The following is a 17,153-nucleotide window of genomic DNA, read 5'->3' on the forward strand; positions in this document are numbered from 1 at the left end:
AAATAAACAATTTATGAATCTAATTTTACAAAAATTATGAGATTTAACTGTACACGCTTAAAGTATAGCGGCCTGTTTATGCTGCTTTTACTCCTCAGCCAGGCGTTCAACAATGCTTATGCGCAAACTGAACGAAAAATTACCGGAAATTTAATTGACGATGCCAAACTGCCTATTGTAGGGGCTTCTGTAACGGTAAAGGGCACAACAAAAGTTACCTCAACAGGCGCTGGTGGTTCATTTAGTATCACCGCGAAAACAGGCGATAAAATCCTCTTTAGCTTTTTAGGCTATCAAACAAAAGAACTTACCGTAACCAATGCCTCTACTTACCAGGTGGTTATTAGTGAAGCAGCTTCATCACTTACGGATGTAGTAGTTGTAGGTTACGGAAAAAGCTCGAGAAAAGCATTAACCAGTTCCATTTCTACGGTTAAAGGTGAAGATCTGAATAAGGGAGCCATTAGTGATGTAGGACAAATGCTGCAAGGAAAGGTACCTGGATTAAATATTACCAGAAGTGGCGATCCAAACCGTAACGCAGCCATCATCATGCGTGGTGCCTCTACCCTGCGTGATGGTGCGCAATCGCCGCTTTTTGTAATTGATGGTGTTGTTGGTGCCGATATTTCGATTTTAGCACCGGATGACATTGCTTCCATTGACGTGCTAAAAGATGCTGCTGCTGCTTCAATTTATGGTAACAGGGCGGCGAATGGCGTAATTATGGTTACTACTAAACGAGGAGTAGCAGGCGCAACACAAATTAGCTATAATGGTTACTTTGGTGTAGAAAATGTATCGAACCGATACGACATGATGGATGCCGATCAATTAAAGGCATTTCTAGCGAAAACCAATACTGCCCTTACGCCAGCCAATGATAAGGGTGCCAATACCAACTGGCAGAATGAGGTACAACGTACCGATGCCTTGTCATACAACCATAATGTATCGCTTAGCGGAGGAACTGAAAAAACGACCTATAATGCAAGCTTAAACTATTTCAAACAAGATGGCATCATCAAAACAAGTGACTTAAACAGATTTATCGGTCGTATTGGCATAGAACAGAAAGCTTTAAATGATAGGTTGAAAATTGGATTAAACATCAGCAATTCGGTAAGTAATGCTAACCTGGTTCCTTATCGCAATACGGTATTGTCGCAAATGCTCACTTATTTACCAACATCACCGGTAAAAAACCCGGATGGGTCTTATTTCGATAACCTTATTCAAACCAGCTACTACAATCCGGTTTCGATGCTTGAAAACGGTACAGAAAACCTGAAGAATAAAAATATTTTAGGAAACTTAACCGTTAACCTGAAATTACCATTCGGTTTCTCTTATGATGTTTCTGCGTCCTATCAGAATAGCCAAAATGTTTACGGTGCATTTTACAACAGCATTTATACTTCCAGATACAACAATGTGCGTAATACGCCCGAGCCACCGGCAACACCAAGCTTCGTAACCTTAGTGGGTAAAGACGGTCTGGCCGTAAGAAATGCTTATCAAAACACCAATAAAATTGTTGAAACCTACTTAACCTGGAATAAAAAATTTGGCGATCATGATATCAATGCCGTGGTGGGTTATTCTTATCAGCAATCATTAAATAATGATGGCTTTCAGGCTACCTCTACCAATTTTCCGATTAATCAGGTTAGCTACAACAACTTAAGTTTGGGAAACCCTTATGCGGTAACCGACTTCAGGGTTGATTTTAATCCAGGCGTAACTTATCAGGAAATTCTGATGATCTCTGATTTTGCGAGGGTAAATTATAACTACAAAAACAAATACCTTTTACAGGGATCAATCAGAAGAGACGGATCAAATGTATTTGGTACCAATGAAAAATGGGGCTATTTCCCATCTGTAGGTGCAGCCTGGAACATTGATCAGGAAAACTTCTTTAAAAACGTTGGCGTAATCAAAACCCTTAAATTAAGAGGTAGTTATGGTATAGCTGGTAACTCACTTGGCTTTGCCCCGTTAACTACTAAACTTATTTATGGTCAGGTTGGGCAGTTTTATTATAACGGTTCGCCGCGAGAAGGTGCTTATGGCGCCATCCAAAATGAAAACCCTGATTTAAGGTGGGAAAAAACTGCTACAACCAATATCGGTTTAGATTTCGGACTTTTCAACGGTAGATTATCGGGTTCTGTTGACCTGTACGATAAAAAAACAACCGATTTGATTCTGACATTTGGCGTGGATAACAATCTATATCCAGCAGGTGCCTATACGGCGAACGTTGGTAGTTTGAGCAATAAAGGTATCGAATTGGTTTTAAACGGTACGCCAGTAAGCACCGACAATTTCACATGGACAACCGGGTTCAACCTGGCACATAACCGCAATAAAGTGATCAGCCTATCAGACGATAGCAGATTTAATATCGAAGACCGCCTTACGGTTTCTCCAGACGGAGCCGGCCAGAGTGGCGCAACATTGCAGATTCTTAGACCAGGTGAGGCCATCGGAACATTTTTCACCTTTAAATATGCAGGTAAAGATGCAAACGGCGTATCGCAATATTATGATGCTGCTGGTAATGTTAAAACACAGGGACTGCTTAATAAAACCGATTATTATATCCTTGGCAATGCACAACCGAAAGCTTTGTTAGGTTGGACAAACAATGTAAGATACAAGAATTTTGATTTAAGCGTATTTATGAGAGCGGTAGTAGGTGTTAAAATCATGAACGTTACCCGCGCAGATTTATTCCGCCCGAGCACTGCCCAGTTTACCAATATACCTGTAGAAGTTGAAAATGAATCAGTAGCTGATTTCAACTCCTATAAATATTCGAGCAGATTCTTGGAGAATGCGAGTTACCTGCGTTTAGATAATGCTACACTTGGCTACACGTTCAAAAAGGGACTTATCCCTGGTATAAGTTCTCTTCGGTTATATACCACAGCAAATAACCTGTTTGTGATTACCGGTTACAAAGGAATAGACCCTGAGATTAACCAGGGTGGTACTGCTCCGGGTGTAGATACCAATAACTTTTATCCTAAAACCAGAACTTTCTTATTTGGTTTAAACGTATCATTTAATTAAAAATTAAGAAGATGAAAAATCTTATCAAATATATTGCAGGAACAGCTTTATCGCTAGGCGTATTAACTTCCTGCCATAAACTGGATTTAAAAGTGGAAACACAGCTAACTCCTGAAACATTTCCTCAAACAGACCAACACTTCATACAGCTAACTGGACAGGTATATGTACAACTGCGCCAAAACTGGAGTACCGATTATTTCTTTATGCAGTCGTTGAGTACTGATGAAGCCATTATGCCGGCACGTGGTGGAAACTGGTATGATGGAGGTGTATTTGAAAACCACCATAAACACACCTGGAATAAAGACAACGGACATGTAGGTAGCGGTTGGGGGTGGCTTTCTGCAACCATCAGTAAAGCTAACCAGAGCTTGTTTTTACTGAAAGATGCGCCGGAATCACCGGGAAAAACAGTAGCCGTAGCCGAAGTACGGGCAACCAGGGCCCTGGCATTTTTTATGATGATGGACTTATGGGGAAATATACCTATTGTAACCACTTTCGGACAAACAACGCCGCCAGAAACCAAATCGCGCCTGGAAGTTTTTAACTTTATTGAAGCCGAACTTAAAGAAGTATTGCCGAACTTAAGCAGTGCTACAGGAGCAGCAACCTATGGCCGCCCAAATAAATATACGGCCTATGCAATTTTGGCTAAGATGTACTTAAATGCCGAAGTATATACCGGGACTCAACGTTATAACGATGCAGTAGCGGCATGCGATGCCATTATTGGTGCCTCAGGCTCTCCTTATAGTTTGGAAAGCGATTACAGAAAGATGTTCTTCATTGATAACGGACCACAAATCAAGGAATTTATTTTTGCCATTCCTTTCGATCCGGGTTTCAGTAATGGTACCATGATTTATTCCCGTTACTCTCTACCGCGTTCTTTACAGAAAAAATATAGCTTAAAATTTACGCCAAGTGCACCAATGAGTACCTTGCCAGAGTATTATGCAAACTTCAATGATCCTAATGATAAAAGGAATGCACAATGGATCAAAGGATTGCAGACTTATTATGATGGCTCGCCCGTAACAGTCGCGACTACCAAAAAAGGATACGATCAATTTTATGCAGGCTCGGATGGTTCTGCTGCACTCACCTATCAGGTAGATATTACGCCGAATGTTACCCTGAGAGATGCATCAAGACCTTTTGACGCCGGAAACGATGAAATTGCCTGGAACATGGGCTACAGAAACAATAAATTTTATTGCGACAGTACCTCATCAAGCAGAAATCAAAACAATGACGTGCCGGTTTTCAGATACTCAGATATTTTATTGATGAAAGCAGAAGCGATCCTTCGCGGGGCTACACCTACACAAGGTCAAACGGCTTTATCATTAGTGAATCAGTTAAGAGCAGTGCGTACCACTTCACCAGCATGGACTTCAGTTACTTTAGAAGATTTATATAAAGAACGCTGCAGAGAAATGGCTTGGGAATGCTGGCACCGTAACGATATGATTCGCTTTGGAAAATATGAAGGAACATGGGGCTTTAAAACAGATGCGCAACTTTTCCATCGATTGATGCCTATTCCGGCCTCGGCGCTGATTCTAAATCCAAAATTGAAACAAAACCCGGGCTATAATTAAATCCTGCTTTAGGTAAAATTTCTCCAGGCGATCCGTCTGGAGAAATTTTTATTTTAACACTTCATTGTCTTTCTTTGCAACTATATTTAAACCGATGATCAAACGACTACTTTTCCTTATTCCGCTTCTCTCCATCAGTACGCTTTATGCTCAAATCATTACTAAAAACCAAACCGAAACTGTTGCTGCCAGTAAAACTTTAGTCAAAGATCCCGGCGCATTGCAGTTTCTAGCGTTAGGCGATTGGGGACGAAATGGCGCTGATCACCAGAAAACAGTTGCCAGACAAATGGGCATTACCGCCGCTGATGTTAAAGCACAGTTTATCATTTCTACCGGCGATAACTTCTATCCTAGCGGTGTAATTAGTCCGCAAGATCCTTCATTTAAATACTCTTTTGAAGATATATACACCGACTTTTCTTTACAATGGGATTGGTATGTGGTTTTAGGAAACCATGATTATAAATCCAATCCTGATGCACAGGTAGCCTATTCGAAAATAAGCAGAAGATGGAAAATGCCTGCCCGTTATTATTCAAAAAAGTTTGCCATTAACGGCGATGTAAATAATCAGGTATTGATCGCATTTGTTGATACCAATCCACTCATACCTGAGTTTTATAAAAACGCGGAGTATGGTCCAAACGTTAAAGGGCAAGACACCACAGCCCAGAAAAAATGGCTGGTTAAAACCCTTGCTGATCAAGACCCGTCAATTAAGTGGAAAATTGTTGTAGGTCACCACCCCATGTTTACAGGCGGTAGCCGTACCGATGGTTATGATACCAAAGCGATCAGAAGCACATTAAAACCCATACTTGATCAATACGGTGTTGATGTTTATTTGACCGGCCACGAACACAGTTTACAATATCTTAAGCCAGCAGGTAAAACCCATCATTTCATTTCCGGAGGTGCATCAGAGAAGACACCTGTTAAACTCATACCGGAAGCACAAATGGTTGCATCAGAATATGGCTTTATGTTATTTTCAGTAAATAAAGACCAGTTACGCGTGCAGGTAATTAACGATGAAGGTGATGTTATTTATAACACTTTAATCAAGAAGTAACCCTTTCATGACAGCTATTGAAACAAAAAACATTGACGAAAAAGTAGAAAAGCCCAAAAGATTAATTTCCCTGGATGCTTTACGGGGTTTCGACATGTTTTGGATTGTGAGTGGTGAAGGGATATTCCATGGCCTAGCCACCGGGATCATGAACAAGCATGCTTTAAAAAGAAACTCCATAGACTGGACCATTTCTACAAATGACAACTTATCTTTCTTTGAAAAATTTTTTATTGGAATCAGCAATCAGCTGCACCATTCTCCATGGAACGGTTTTACGTTTTATGATCTGATCTTCCCTTTATTCATATTTATTTCCGGAGTATCCATGCCTTACTCCTATCAAAAATATTTTGCTGAAAGAGAAAAAAACAGGCATTCATCACTAAAAATATATTTTCCGCTAATCAAGAGAACGCTGATACTCATCATTTTGGGTTTTGTTGTAAACGGACTGTTAAAATTTAACGGATATGAAAATACCCGCTTTGCCAGCGTTTTGGGCCGGATAGCTTTAGCTACATTTTTTGCGGCGATCATTTATTTAAATTGTTCTATCAGAGGAATGATTTTTTGGTTTGTGGCAATCCTTACAGGATATTATCTGTTGATGGCATTTGTGCCTGTTCCACATTTCGGGCCTGGGGTTTTTACGCCGGAAGCAAACCTTTCTGCTTATTTTGACAGGCTATTTCTGCCTGGTAAACTTCATCGAACCATTTACGATCCCGAAGGCTTATTAAGCACAATACCCGCCATTTGTTCGGCAATGCTCGGCATTTTTACCGGAGCTTTCATCAAATCGACCAGATTTAACTTTACACCCAACCAGAAATTTGCTACTTTAGCTGGCAGCGGATTGCTGAGCATTGGACTTGGTTTGTTATGGAGCTTCCTCTTCCCCATCAATAAAACCATGTGGACCAGCTCGTTTGTTTTATTTGCAGGAGGCTGGAGTATAATACTCTTCGCCCTGTTTTATTACATTATTGATATCTGCTCCTATTCCAGATGGAGTATTCCGTTTATATGGTTTGGAACCAACAGTATTCTAATTTATGTTTGTGCACACGGACTTTTCAGTTTTGAATCATCGTCTGTTTTCTTATTTGGTGGTTTAATAAAACTCATCCCGGCCTTATGGCACGAAGCCGCTTTATGGACGGGTGTGTTATTGATTCAACTGTTTTTATTAAAGTTCTTTTACGATAAAAAGTGGTTCTTAAAAATTTGATATGAAATTAAAATTATACTTTTCAGTTGTACTTTTTTCCTTGTTTATTAACCGGGCACTTGCGCAGGATTTTTTAAATACTTCAAACCAACTCATAGAACGGGTATTGCCAAAACATGCAAAATCTTTCTCAACAGAAAGTCTTCCTGCTGTTAAAGGGAAAGATGTTTTCGAGATAGCATCCAAAAACAACAAAATCATTCTTCGCGGAAACAATGGTGTAGCTCTGGCTTCGGCTTTTTATCATTATTTAACCGAATATGCACACTGCCAGATTACCTGGAACGGCACTAACCTGAATGTTCCACAAACCTTGCCTAAGCTTGAAAAAAAAATCAGGAAAGAAACGCCATACGAATATCGGTATTATCTTAATTATTGTACGTTTAATTACAGCATGAGCTGGTGGGACTGGGCGCGTTGGGAAAAAGAGATCGACTGGATGGCATTACATGGTATTAACATGCCCCTTGCCATTACCGGCGAAGAATATACCTGGTACCTTTTGTACAAAGAAATGGGCTTTTCAGACGATGAACTTAAAGGTTTTTTCACCGGACCGGCTTATTTCTCGTGGTTTTGGATGGGTAATATTGACGGCTGGGGTGGCCCGCTCCCGGTAAGCTGGATGAAAAGCCATTTTGAATTGCAAAAGAAGATTTTGAACCGTGAACGAGCAATGGGCATGAAACCTGTACTTCCGGCCTTTACCGGACACGTACCCGCAGCATTTAAAAACAAATTTCCGAATGCTAAACTAAAAGCCACAAACTGGACCAACGGTTTTGCAGATACTTATATACTTGATTCGGAAGATCCAATGTTTGCTGAGATCGGAAAGAAGTTTTTACAAAAGCAAACTGAAATGCTTGGCACAGACCATCTGTATTCTGCAGATACCTTTAATGAAAACGAACCACCCTCTTCGGAACCTGAGTTTTTGAGTAAATTAAGCGCCAGGATTTATGATGGCATGTCGCAGGCTGATCCTAAAGCCATTTGGGTAATGCAGGGCTGGTTGTTTTACAGCGACAGAAAATTCTGGAAAGAGGCACAAACAGAGGCTTTGTTAAAAGCTGTTCCAAATGATAAGATGATTTTATTGGATTTAGCTACAGAAATTGAACCTGTTTGGAAACGTACAGAAGGTTTTTATGGAAAGCCATGGATTTGGAATATGCTGAACAACTTTGGCGGGAACACCAATTTATTTGGAAGAATGGATGTGGTAGCCACTGCACCCGCGCAGGCGCTAAACGATCCGAAAAGCGGCAAAATGAATGGTATTGGTTTGACTATGGAAGGCATAGAACAAAATCCGGTAATGTACGAGTTGATGATGGAAAACGTTTGGCGTTCTACAACAATTGACCTTGAAACGTGGCTGCCTAAATACGTTTTTAACCGATATGGCAAAAAAAATATAAATGCTTTAAATGCCTGGAAAATACTTAGAAAAACGGTTTATAGTGTACCTGCAGATAAATATGTTAGAGATGGTGCAGAGTCGATCATACAAGGCCGGCCAACACTCGATTCTATGACCCGTTGGGCAAGAACGACATTAAACTATCACGAACGCGATTTATTGCCTGCCTGGGATGAACTGATCCATGCAGCAGCAGATTGCAGACAAAGTGATGGCTATCAATATGACCTTGTTGATGTGACCAGACAGGTACTGGCCAATTATGCACTTCCGTTACAGAGAAAAGTGGTGGAGGCTTACCGAAGTAAAAACCTGAAAGCTTTTCAAACAGCGCGTAAAGAGTTTATCACTTTGATAGGAGACATGGACAAATTGCTGGCTACGCGGAAAGATTTCATGCTTGGTCCATGGGTAAATGATGCCCGTAAACAGGGAACCAGTGAAGGGGAAAAAGCCTTATATGAAATGAATGCAAAGGATTTAATTACTTTGTGGGGTGATGCCAAAAATCCCCTAAATGAGTATGCATGCAGACAGTGGAGCGGGCTAATGAATGATTTTTATAAACCAAGATGGGAAATGTTTTTCAGCAGACTGGAAGCGTCTATTACAAATAAAACTGAGCTCGACATGACCAAATTTAACGATGAGGTAAGCAAATGGGAATGGAATTGGGTAAATCAGCGGAAAGATTACCCCATAAATCCAGTTGGGAATCCGGTTAATACGGCAACCGATCTATATCAAAAATATCGTAAAATTGTTGGAGAAGCCCACCAGCTTTAAGAAACCATTCATGAAACCGTGATAACCCAATTTTAAGTCCGGTAGATAAACTCCGTAACCTAATATAAAAACAATGCAAAAAAAAGCGCATAACAACCTATTTATTAAGTTTTTATCCCTGGCATTTTGTTTTTACAATGGGTCAGTCATTAAGGGGCATGCACAAAGCAGATCTCTGATCAAATATGTGCAGCCATTTTCAGGCACTTCCGCCAGTACCACACTCGCCAGTCAGCATATAGAAGATAAAACAGAAAGGCTGGCCAATACCATACCCGCAGTAGCACCACCTTTTAGCATGACGCAGTGGACCCCGCAAACCCAGCTGTTTGAAAAAAAATGCCTGGCCCCCTATTACTACAACAATAAGAAATTTTATGGCATCAGGGCCAGTCACTGGATCAGCGGCTCGTGTACACAAGATTATGGTAGCTTTACCATCATGCCCATCTCCGGAAAACTAAGAACCAGCGCTACAGATTATGCTGCAGATTATACTCATACCGGTGAGGTTGCTACACCCTCCTATTACAAAACCAGTTTACCAGGCTATAACCTGCTTGCTGAGGCTACCGCGACCTTGCGTTGTGGCCTAATCAAAGTTACCGCCCTAAAGGCAGATAGTGTTTACTTGTTAATTACCCCAAACAGCGACCAGGCTAAAGGCTATATCAAAATTGATCGCCAAAAAGGTGAAATTTCGGGTTACAATCCTGTTCATCGCATTTACCAGGGATGGGGACAGCCTGCTGGCTTTAGCGGCTATTTTTTTATCCGCATCAGTAAAGTTTTTACAACAAGTGGTGTGTTTAGTGGTGCCAGCGTCTCCGCAGATCAATCCGTCGAAAACCAGAAAGACCTGGGTGCCTATCTGGGCTTTAAGCTACAAAAAGGAGAAAGCATTAGTATTTATGCCGGTACCTCCTTTACCAGTATAGCGGCAGCAAAACTTAACCTCGAAACCGAAATTAATAGTGCTGGTTTAGCAAAGATTGTGTCTGCAACCAATCAGGTTTGGGAGCGGTCGCTTGGCCAGATTAAGGTTAGTGATCCCAGTGAAAAAAATAAGCGTATTTTCTACACTGCACTTTACCATGCACAACAGCACCCCCGATTATTTAACGATGTTGATGGTGGATACCCCCAGTTTGCAGGCAATTACACCAAAAAAATATTAAAAAAGGGCAATTATTACGATGATTTTTCAATGTGGGATATTTACCGGGCCCAATTGCCACTTGTAGAACTTTTAAAACCCGATCTGGCTAATGATTTTGCAAATTCATTGGTGCTAAAAGGGCAACAAGGCGGTTGGCTGCCTATTTTTCCCTGCTGGAATAATTATACTGCAGCCATGATTGGCGATCATGCTACCGCTTTTCTGGCTTCAGCATATAACAAGGGGATCAGGGATTACGATGTAAAGGAAGCCTATAGATTGATGCGCCAAAATGCATTTGAAATGCCCGACTCGGCTCAGTACCTTAACGGTAAAGGCCGTAGAGGGATTAATAGTTACCTTAAATATGGTTATATCCCGATGGAGGATAGTATTCCGGATGCCTTTCATAAAAGAGAACAAGTGAGCAGAACGCTTGAGTATGCCTATGATGATTATGCTTTGGCTACTGTAGCGAAAGATCTGGGTAAAGAATCAGATTATAAAGAACTGAAGAAAAGGGCTTTAAATTACAGAAATGTATTCGATCAACAGGAAGGAATGGTGAAAGGCAGGTTTGCCGATGGCCACTGGTACACACCTTTTTATCCCGATCACCGCGAGCCCTATATTACAGAAGGAACCCCAAGGCAATACACCTTTTATGTTCCGCACGACATACCCGGACTGATTAAGCTGATGGGTGGAGAAAAAAAACTGGAAAACAAACTCGATTCTCTGTTTGCTAAAAAGGAGTATTGGCATGGCAACGAACCTGGCCATCAGATTCCTTTTTTGTATAATTACACCCATTCTCCATGGAAAACCCAGCTGCAGGTATCGCGCATTTTAGCAGAAGAATACAGTGAAGGTTCAGGCGGTTTAAGTGGTAATGATGATGCCGGACAAATGTCTGCATGGTATGTATTTGCTGCGCTGGGTTTTTATCCTGTAGATCCCGTTTCAGGAAATTACCAACTTACCAGTCCTCTATTTAAACAAGCGGTAATCTCTTTAACCAATGGCAAAAAATTAACCATAACCACTATTAGAAAAAGTGAAAAATCTATCTACAGTGCTAAAATCACTTTAAACGGGAAAAGTTTAACCAAACACCAAATTACACATCAATCTTTGGTTCATGGCGGAGAATTGATCTTTTACCTTCAGGATAGACCCATCAAGCGCTAGATCATCAAAATTCATCTTAATGGAGGCTCAGTTATCTATTCCAACCAACATCTGTATTAAACTTTAAGTAAGATCTGGGTCATTAGCAGGATGCTAAGTGCAAGGATAAAAATGATGATGGATACAGGAAAGTTATTTTTTTCCGGTTCGTCGCCGGTTTTATCTGATGCATCTGATTTTTTCTTTCCAGGATTCATTGTTAGCGCCATATTAACTACATCCGGCTGTATAGACGCCGAAAAGATTAATTGATAAAAACTTTACCTGCATCGGACAGCTTCCTGATGACACAAGATGATTGACAAAGGCCACCCATTCACGAGTTTATGATCAAAAATACCGGGTTTTTCCCTATCATCAAATCACATGACATGATCTGGCCTTGTATCAGTGAGATGATCGAAAACATCTGAGCCGACGGTTTCAGCCTGCGTCATACAATTATAAAATTGATTTTTGTTTGATCAACAAAGGGTAGATAATATATTAATATACTAACTTAGTATAAAAATATACTTTTTATATGCCAGCACAGAACCTAGCTGATTACGAAACTGATGCAGAACACTACAGGACGCCATTAAAAGTTAATGCTTTCGAGTTAGACGACGAGACTAAAATTGCGATGATCTCGGAACATTTTACCAGCATACTGAATATCCTCGGACTTGACCTGAGCGATGATAGCCTGAAAGGTACGCCAAACAGGATCGCTAAAATGTACGTTAAAGAAATATTCAGTGGACTGAACCCGGCCAATAAACCGGTTGCGACCCTTTTTGAAAACCGTTACCGGTACAGCGAAATGCTGGTAGAGAAAAACATTGCTGTATTCAGCAACTGTGAGCACCATTTTGTACCCATAACAGGCAAGGCACATGTAGCCTACATCAGCAAAGGAAAAGTGATCGGCCTGTCTAAGCTCAACCGGATCGTCCAGTATTATTCCAGAAGACCACAGGTACAGGAAAGACTCACCATACAGATCGCCCGGGAAATCAAACGTGTACTGAACACAGATGATGTAGCAGTGCTGATCGATGCCAATCACCACTGTTTATCCTCACGCGGAATCCAGGACGCCGGCAGTTCGACTATAACCAGCTCCTTCAGCGGAAAATTCAGGGATGCAGAAACAAAAAATGAATTTTTAAGTAATATAGGTAAATGAGGTTTCAAGATAAAAACATACTGGTAATAGGGGGAAGTTCGGGCATCGGTATCGATCTGGTTCAGTTGCTAAATAATGAAGGCGCAAATGTTTACGCAGCGTCCAGAAGCAGCTCCAACAGCTGGCCTGCGGCTGTACACTATCAGCCCCTTGATGTAATGGAAAATATGGATTCGCTTTCTGCTTTTTTACCGGAAGAACTTCACGGACTGGTATACAGCGTTGGGAGTATCAACCTGAAACCTTTCTCCAGGGTAAGCGAAAACGATATGATAGATGATTTCAGACTGAATGTGGTGGGTGCGGCCCGCACAGTGCAGCTTGCCTTAAAATCAATGAAAAATGTTCCTTCCGCCTCTGTTGTGTTTATCAGTTCGGTAGCTGCCCGGACAGGGATGGGATTCCATTCCAGCATTGCAGCCTCCAAAGCCGCCCTGGAAGGACTTGCCGTATCGCTGGCGGCAGAGCTGAGCGTGAACAGGATCAGGGTAAATGTAGTTTCGCCATCACTTACCAACACACCGCTTGCCACAAAACTTCTTAATACCCCGGAAAAAATGGAAGCCTCGGCGAAAAGACACCCGCTGGGAAAATACGGAGAACCCGGCGATATCAGTGCCGCCATTGCTTTCCTTCTTTCGGAAGACAGCAACTGGATAACCGGACAGGTGATTGCGGTAGATGGCGGGATGGGTAGTTTAAGAACAAACCTTTAACGGGATATGCATATTACGCAACAGGAAATACAAAAGATGGACCGCTCATACCGTTCTGTAATGATCAACTCGCTGCCAGGTTATAAGTGCCTCCAACTGGTCGGTACCACCGCTGAAAACGGGCATAGCAATCTTGGACTTTTTAATTCCATAGTACATCTTGGGGCGTCCCCCGCCCTATTGGGCATCGTCTTCCGTCCTAAGTCAGCCGACCATGATACTTTAAGCAATATCGAACGCAGCGGATCTTACACATTAAACAACGTAACCGCCTCTTTTTTTGAGCAGGCGCACCAAACCAGCGCAAGGTATGAAAGCGGCTTTTCCGAGTTTGCAGAATGCGGGCTGACGGAATTTTTTATACCTGGTTTTGATGCACCCTTTGTGGCAGAATCACCGGTAAAGATAGGCATGAATTTGAGAGAAATCCTGCCGGTCAGGTTGAACGGAACAAGCCTGGTGATCGGGGAAATCACCCATATCAGCATAAACAGTGCGCTCATGGCAAGCGACGGATATATCGACCATGGAAAGGCGGGTACGGTTACGGTAAGCGGGATAGACAGCTATTTTCTGGGAAAACATATGGCGAGGCTCAGCTATGCCAAGCCGGGCCTTTCAGCCCGGCGGTTACCATAAAAAGCAGTTATGAAAAAAGAAAAACTGGATGTGATCATAACAGGTGCCGGGATAGCGGGACTTTCTGCAGCTAAACTTTTAAAACAGGCCGGTAAAAAGGTACTGGTGATCGAAGCATCAGAAGAAGTTGGCGGCCGGGCGAAAAGCGACCATACAAATGGTTTTATCCTTGACCGAGGATTCCAGGTCCTGCTTACCGCCTATCCGGAGGCTAAAAAACTCCTGGATTACAAAAAACTTGATCTCAGGTCCTTTCTTCCCGGGGCAGAAATCCTCGATGAACAGGGAAGCCACAAAATCGGCGATCCGCTCAGGGAACCTTTGATGCTGATCAGAACCCTTTTTTCCCCCATCGGAAATCTTAGCGATAAGTTGCTTCTGTTAAAGCTCAAACTGAGGTTACATTTTAGCACTGTAGATGAAATATTCAGCAGAAAAGAAACGGGAACATTATCGTATCTCACCTCGCTGGGATTCAGTGAAAAATTCATCCTAAAATTCTTCAGGCCTTTCTTTTCCGGTATCTTTCTGGAAAGCGAGCTTGAAACCTCCAGCAGGATGTTCGAATTCGTTTTTAAAATGCTAAGTGAAGGTGCTGCTGCTGTTCCTGCCCTCGGAATGGGTGAAATCAGCAAACAGCTGGCCGGTTGCCTGGATAAAGATGAACTGCTGCTGGGCGAAAAAATCACATCGATCGGAAACGGCCTGGCTTTTGGCCGCTCAGGGAAGATTTATGAAGCCGGGAATATCATTATTGCAACCCAGGCACAAAACCTTTCCCAATCGGCGGGGAATATGGACAGGCTTCTTATAAAAGGCGCCTTAACCATGTATTTTTCGAGTACGGAACGGACAGCCCACTCCAAACGTATTGCCCTGAATGCCATGAGGGGGCAGCTGATCAACAACATTGCCTTTATGGAGCATATCGCACCATCATACGCACCGGATGGACATTCACTAATTTCGGTATCGGTCCGGACTGGCAATATCAGTACCAGGACAGACGTTGAAGAAATCGTCAGGAAAGAGCTTCTGCAATGGTACCCAGGTTCGGCGAAATGGAAACTGCTCGCCACCTACGATATCCCCCATGCGCTTCCCGATAACAGGACTGCAGGCAACGAATTGGATCCGGAGACCATGCGTATAAGCGAAAATTGCTACCTCTGCGGGGATTATCTGCTAAACGGATCGATAAACGGTGCAATGAAAAGTGCCCGTAATGTGGTAGAGGAAATACTTAAAAAGGGATAGCTTACAAGGCTGTCCGCAAAACATAATACCATAGCATTATGATGTACAATCTCCTGACTGAACTGATCACCCTTGTTAAAACTTATGAGAGCAGTGTTGAAAACCCGGCCGACGGCCTGTCGTCATTCCTCAACTGGCTCAATGACCGAGATACAATCCAGAACTCAGCTACCACCGAACCCACATGGGAGGGAAAAGCAAGGGGGCGCTCTGCAGACAGCGTGATCAATACCTCACTGGTACATTTGTACCGTTACGCCAGGTTGCATGCAAAAACAGCCATTACAGGATCTGCCTTTTCTACCCCGGATGAATTTATCTACCTGATTGGCCTTGCCTCCGGAGGCAGTATGAGCAAAACAGCCCTGATCAGACAGAACATCCATGAAAAAGCTACGGGAACACTGATTATCAACAGACTACTAAAAAAAGGCCTGGCAGAGCAGCAAACTATAGATAGCGATAAAAGGAGCAGGATTATTCACATTACCCCAAAGGGAGTACAGGAATTGAATCACAGTATCGAAAACATCAAAATGGCTTCAGGAAATGTTACCGAACCTCTCTCCGATTCTGAAAAAATGGACCTGATTGCCTTACTCCTTAAGCTGGAAGATTTCCATCAAGACAGGTCAGCCGGAAAATTTTAGCTGAGAAAACCTTGAACCCTTGGCATCACGCCTATAATTAATATCGGATCCATAATTATTGAATTTACAATAGCCCAGACCTAACCCCTATCAAAAAAATGAAAGGAACCTTTGATAAAGTATCTGCCAAATGCAGTATGATCGTGACCAAAAACTATAGCACGAGTTTCTCTCTGGGAATTAACTTTCTGGACGAGAAGCTTAGGCACCCCATCTATGCAATTTATGGTTTCGTAAGGCTTGCCGATGAAATCGTTGACAGTTTCCACGCATACGATAAAGCTTCACTGCTATCTAAATTCAGAAGGGATGCCCTGGAGGCGATCAGGGATTCTATAAGCCTCAATCCTGTCCTGAATTCGTTTCAGGAAGTAGTTAAAAAATATAAAATAGACCTGGAGCTAATCAATCTCTTTCTGGAGAGTATGGAGATGGATCTAAAGCGGGAGGTTTACACGCCCGAAAAATATGAGCGTTATATATTGGGATCGGCCCAGGCGGTTGGTTTGATGTGCCTGCATGTATTTACCGAAGGCGATCGTGCAAATTATGAGCGGCTCAGGGGGCCGGCGATGAAACTGGGTTCAGCTTTCCAGAAAGTTAATTTTCTAAGGGATGTGAATGCTGACTTTTCATCTCCTGAGCCGGACATACTTTCCGGATGTAGACCTTTCGAGGTTTTCGGACAATGAAAAGATGAAGATTGAAGCAGATATCGCGGCGGAATTCGATGCCGCTCTGGAAGGGATCCGACAATTGCCCCTGTCATCAAAAAGAGGGGTTTACCTCGCCTACATTTATTACAGAAAACTTTTTGACAAGATCGGTAAGAAAACAGCCGCCCAGGTAATGGCCCAGCGGATACGGGTTTCCAATATCCATAAATTCGGGCTCATGCTGAGCGCTGTTGTCCGGTATAAAACCCGGGGGATCTGAAACAATGTGTGTAGAAAAGCAGTTATCACCATCAGGGTATAAATGAAAACTATTAAAAAAGAAAACTTTCCATCTAAAATCTGTGCAGTGTGCAACAGGCCTTTTAAATGGAGAAAAAAATGGACCAAAGTATGGGATGAAGTCAAATACTGCAGCGAAAAGTGCCGCGGAACATCCCAGATGGTGACACAGAAAGCTCCGCTGTTTAAACCGATCTGA

At 42.3% G+C, this 17,153-nt stretch carries 14 protein-coding genes; all 14 read left to right on the forward strand.

The features are described from left to right. Positions 1-36: 36 nt before the first annotated feature. Positions 37-3,081: a SusC/RagA family TonB-linked outer membrane protein gene (locus tag ACIQXP_RS00330; protein ID WP_387504453.1), complete on the forward strand. Its 3,045-nt coding sequence runs from the start codon at positions 37-39 to the stop codon at positions 3,079-3,081. An 11-nt stretch (positions 3,082-3,092) separates the two neighbouring features. After that, the gene (locus ACIQXP_RS00335) at positions 3,093-4,691 is read left to right on the forward strand and encodes a RagB/SusD family nutrient uptake outer membrane protein (RefSeq protein ID WP_293744821.1); all 1,599 of its coding nucleotides are present in this window, start codon (positions 3,093-3,095) and stop codon (positions 4,689-4,691) included. 94 nt (positions 4,692-4,785) lie between these two features. Beyond that, positions 4,786-5,766 carry a purple acid phosphatase family protein gene (locus tag ACIQXP_RS00340; protein ID WP_387504452.1) on the forward strand — a complete coding sequence of 327 codons (981 nt, stop codon included), beginning with the start codon at positions 4,786-4,788 and terminating at the stop codon, positions 5,764-5,766. 7 nt (positions 5,767-5,773) lie between these two features. Then, positions 5,774-7,000: an acyltransferase family protein gene (locus ACIQXP_RS00345; RefSeq protein WP_387504450.1), complete on the forward strand. Its 1,227-nt coding sequence runs from the start codon at positions 5,774-5,776 to the stop codon at positions 6,998-7,000. 1 nt (position 7,001) lies between these two features. After that, on the forward strand, positions 7,002-9,215 hold the full coding sequence (locus ACIQXP_RS00350; protein ID WP_387504449.1) for an alpha-N-acetylglucosaminidase: 2,214 nt from the start codon (positions 7,002-7,004) through the stop codon (positions 9,213-9,215). A gap of 73 nt (positions 9,216-9,288) precedes the next feature. Then, positions 9,289-11,565, forward strand: coding sequence for a GH92 family glycosyl hydrolase (locus ACIQXP_RS00355; protein ID WP_387504448.1), 2,277 nt, complete (start codon positions 9,289-9,291; stop codon positions 11,563-11,565). Between the two features lie 523 nt (positions 11,566-12,088). Next, positions 12,089-12,736: a GTP cyclohydrolase I FolE gene (gene folE, locus ACIQXP_RS00360; RefSeq protein WP_387504447.1), complete on the forward strand. Its 648-nt coding sequence runs from the start codon at positions 12,089-12,091 to the stop codon at positions 12,734-12,736. Next, positions 12,733-13,452 (forward strand): SDR family NAD(P)-dependent oxidoreductase, encoded by a 720-nt coding sequence (locus ACIQXP_RS00365; RefSeq protein WP_387504446.1) that lies wholly within the window; start codon positions 12,733-12,735, stop codon positions 13,450-13,452. The genes folE and ACIQXP_RS00365 overlap by 4 nt, the downstream gene beginning before the upstream one ends. A 6-nt stretch (positions 13,453-13,458) precedes the next feature. After that, on the forward strand, positions 13,459-14,091 hold the full coding sequence (locus ACIQXP_RS00370; protein ID WP_387504445.1) for a flavin reductase family protein: 633 nt from the start codon (positions 13,459-13,461) through the stop codon (positions 14,089-14,091). A 9-nt stretch (positions 14,092-14,100) separates the two neighbouring features. Then, positions 14,101-15,348: an NAD(P)/FAD-dependent oxidoreductase gene (locus ACIQXP_RS00375; protein WP_387504444.1), complete on the forward strand. Its 1,248-nt coding sequence runs from the start codon at positions 14,101-14,103 to the stop codon at positions 15,346-15,348. A 38-nt stretch (positions 15,349-15,386) separates the two neighbouring features. Continuing rightward, complete coding sequence (locus ACIQXP_RS00380; protein ID WP_387504443.1) at positions 15,387-15,998, forward strand: MarR family winged helix-turn-helix transcriptional regulator; 612 nt, start codon at positions 15,387-15,389, stop codon at positions 15,996-15,998. A 98-nt stretch (positions 15,999-16,096) separates the two neighbouring features. Further along, positions 16,097-16,690 carry a phytoene/squalene synthase family protein gene (locus ACIQXP_RS00385; protein ID WP_387504442.1) on the forward strand — a complete coding sequence of 198 codons (594 nt, stop codon included), beginning with the start codon at positions 16,097-16,099 and terminating at the stop codon, positions 16,688-16,690. Between the two features lie 4 nt (positions 16,691-16,694). Next, complete coding sequence (locus tag ACIQXP_RS00390; RefSeq protein WP_387504441.1) at positions 16,695-16,934, forward strand: hypothetical protein; 240 nt, start codon at positions 16,695-16,697, stop codon at positions 16,932-16,934. A gap of 42 nt (positions 16,935-16,976) precedes the next feature. After that, positions 16,977-17,153 carry a DUF2256 domain-containing protein gene (locus ACIQXP_RS00395; protein WP_387504440.1) on the forward strand — a complete coding sequence of 59 codons (177 nt, stop codon included), beginning with the start codon at positions 16,977-16,979 and terminating at the stop codon, positions 17,151-17,153.

The organism is Pedobacter suwonensis, assembly GCF_044762335.1.
In the GTDB taxonomy this organism is placed as follows: Bacteria; Bacteroidota; Bacteroidia; order Sphingobacteriales; family Sphingobacteriaceae; genus Pedobacter.

Coding starts and splice junctions, on each gene's coding strand:
- ACIQXP_RS00370 (WP_387504445.1), top strand. CDS start 13,459: ATGCATATTACGCAACAGGAAATACAAAAGATGGACCGCTCATACCGT.
- ACIQXP_RS00355 (WP_387504448.1), top strand. CDS start 9,289: ATGCAAAAAAAAGCGCATAACAACCTATTTATTAAGTTTTTATCCCTG.
- ACIQXP_RS00395 (WP_387504440.1), top strand. CDS start 16,977: ATGAAAACTATTAAAAAAGAAAACTTTCCATCTAAAATCTGTGCAGTG.
- ACIQXP_RS00345 (WP_387504450.1), top strand. CDS start 5,774: ATGACAGCTATTGAAACAAAAAACATTGACGAAAAAGTAGAAAAGCCC.
- ACIQXP_RS00330 (WP_387504453.1), top strand. CDS start 37: ATGAGATTTAACTGTACACGCTTAAAGTATAGCGGCCTGTTTATGCTG.
- ACIQXP_RS00375 (WP_387504444.1), top strand. CDS start 14,101: ATGAAAAAAGAAAAACTGGATGTGATCATAACAGGTGCCGGGATAGCG.
- ACIQXP_RS00335 (WP_293744821.1), top strand. CDS start 3,093: ATGAAAAATCTTATCAAATATATTGCAGGAACAGCTTTATCGCTAGGC.
- ACIQXP_RS00390 (WP_387504441.1), top strand. CDS start 16,695: ATGAAGATTGAAGCAGATATCGCGGCGGAATTCGATGCCGCTCTGGAA.
- ACIQXP_RS00380 (WP_387504443.1), top strand. CDS start 15,387: ATGATGTACAATCTCCTGACTGAACTGATCACCCTTGTTAAAACTTAT.
- folE (WP_387504447.1), top strand. CDS start 12,089: ATGCCAGCACAGAACCTAGCTGATTACGAAACTGATGCAGAACACTAC.
- ACIQXP_RS00365 (WP_387504446.1), top strand. CDS start 12,733: ATGAGGTTTCAAGATAAAAACATACTGGTAATAGGGGGAAGTTCGGGC.
- ACIQXP_RS00350 (WP_387504449.1), top strand. CDS start 7,002: ATGAAATTAAAATTATACTTTTCAGTTGTACTTTTTTCCTTGTTTATT.
- ACIQXP_RS00385 (WP_387504442.1), top strand. CDS start 16,097: ATGAAAGGAACCTTTGATAAAGTATCTGCCAAATGCAGTATGATCGTG.
- ACIQXP_RS00340 (WP_387504452.1), top strand. CDS start 4,786: ATGATCAAACGACTACTTTTCCTTATTCCGCTTCTCTCCATCAGTACG.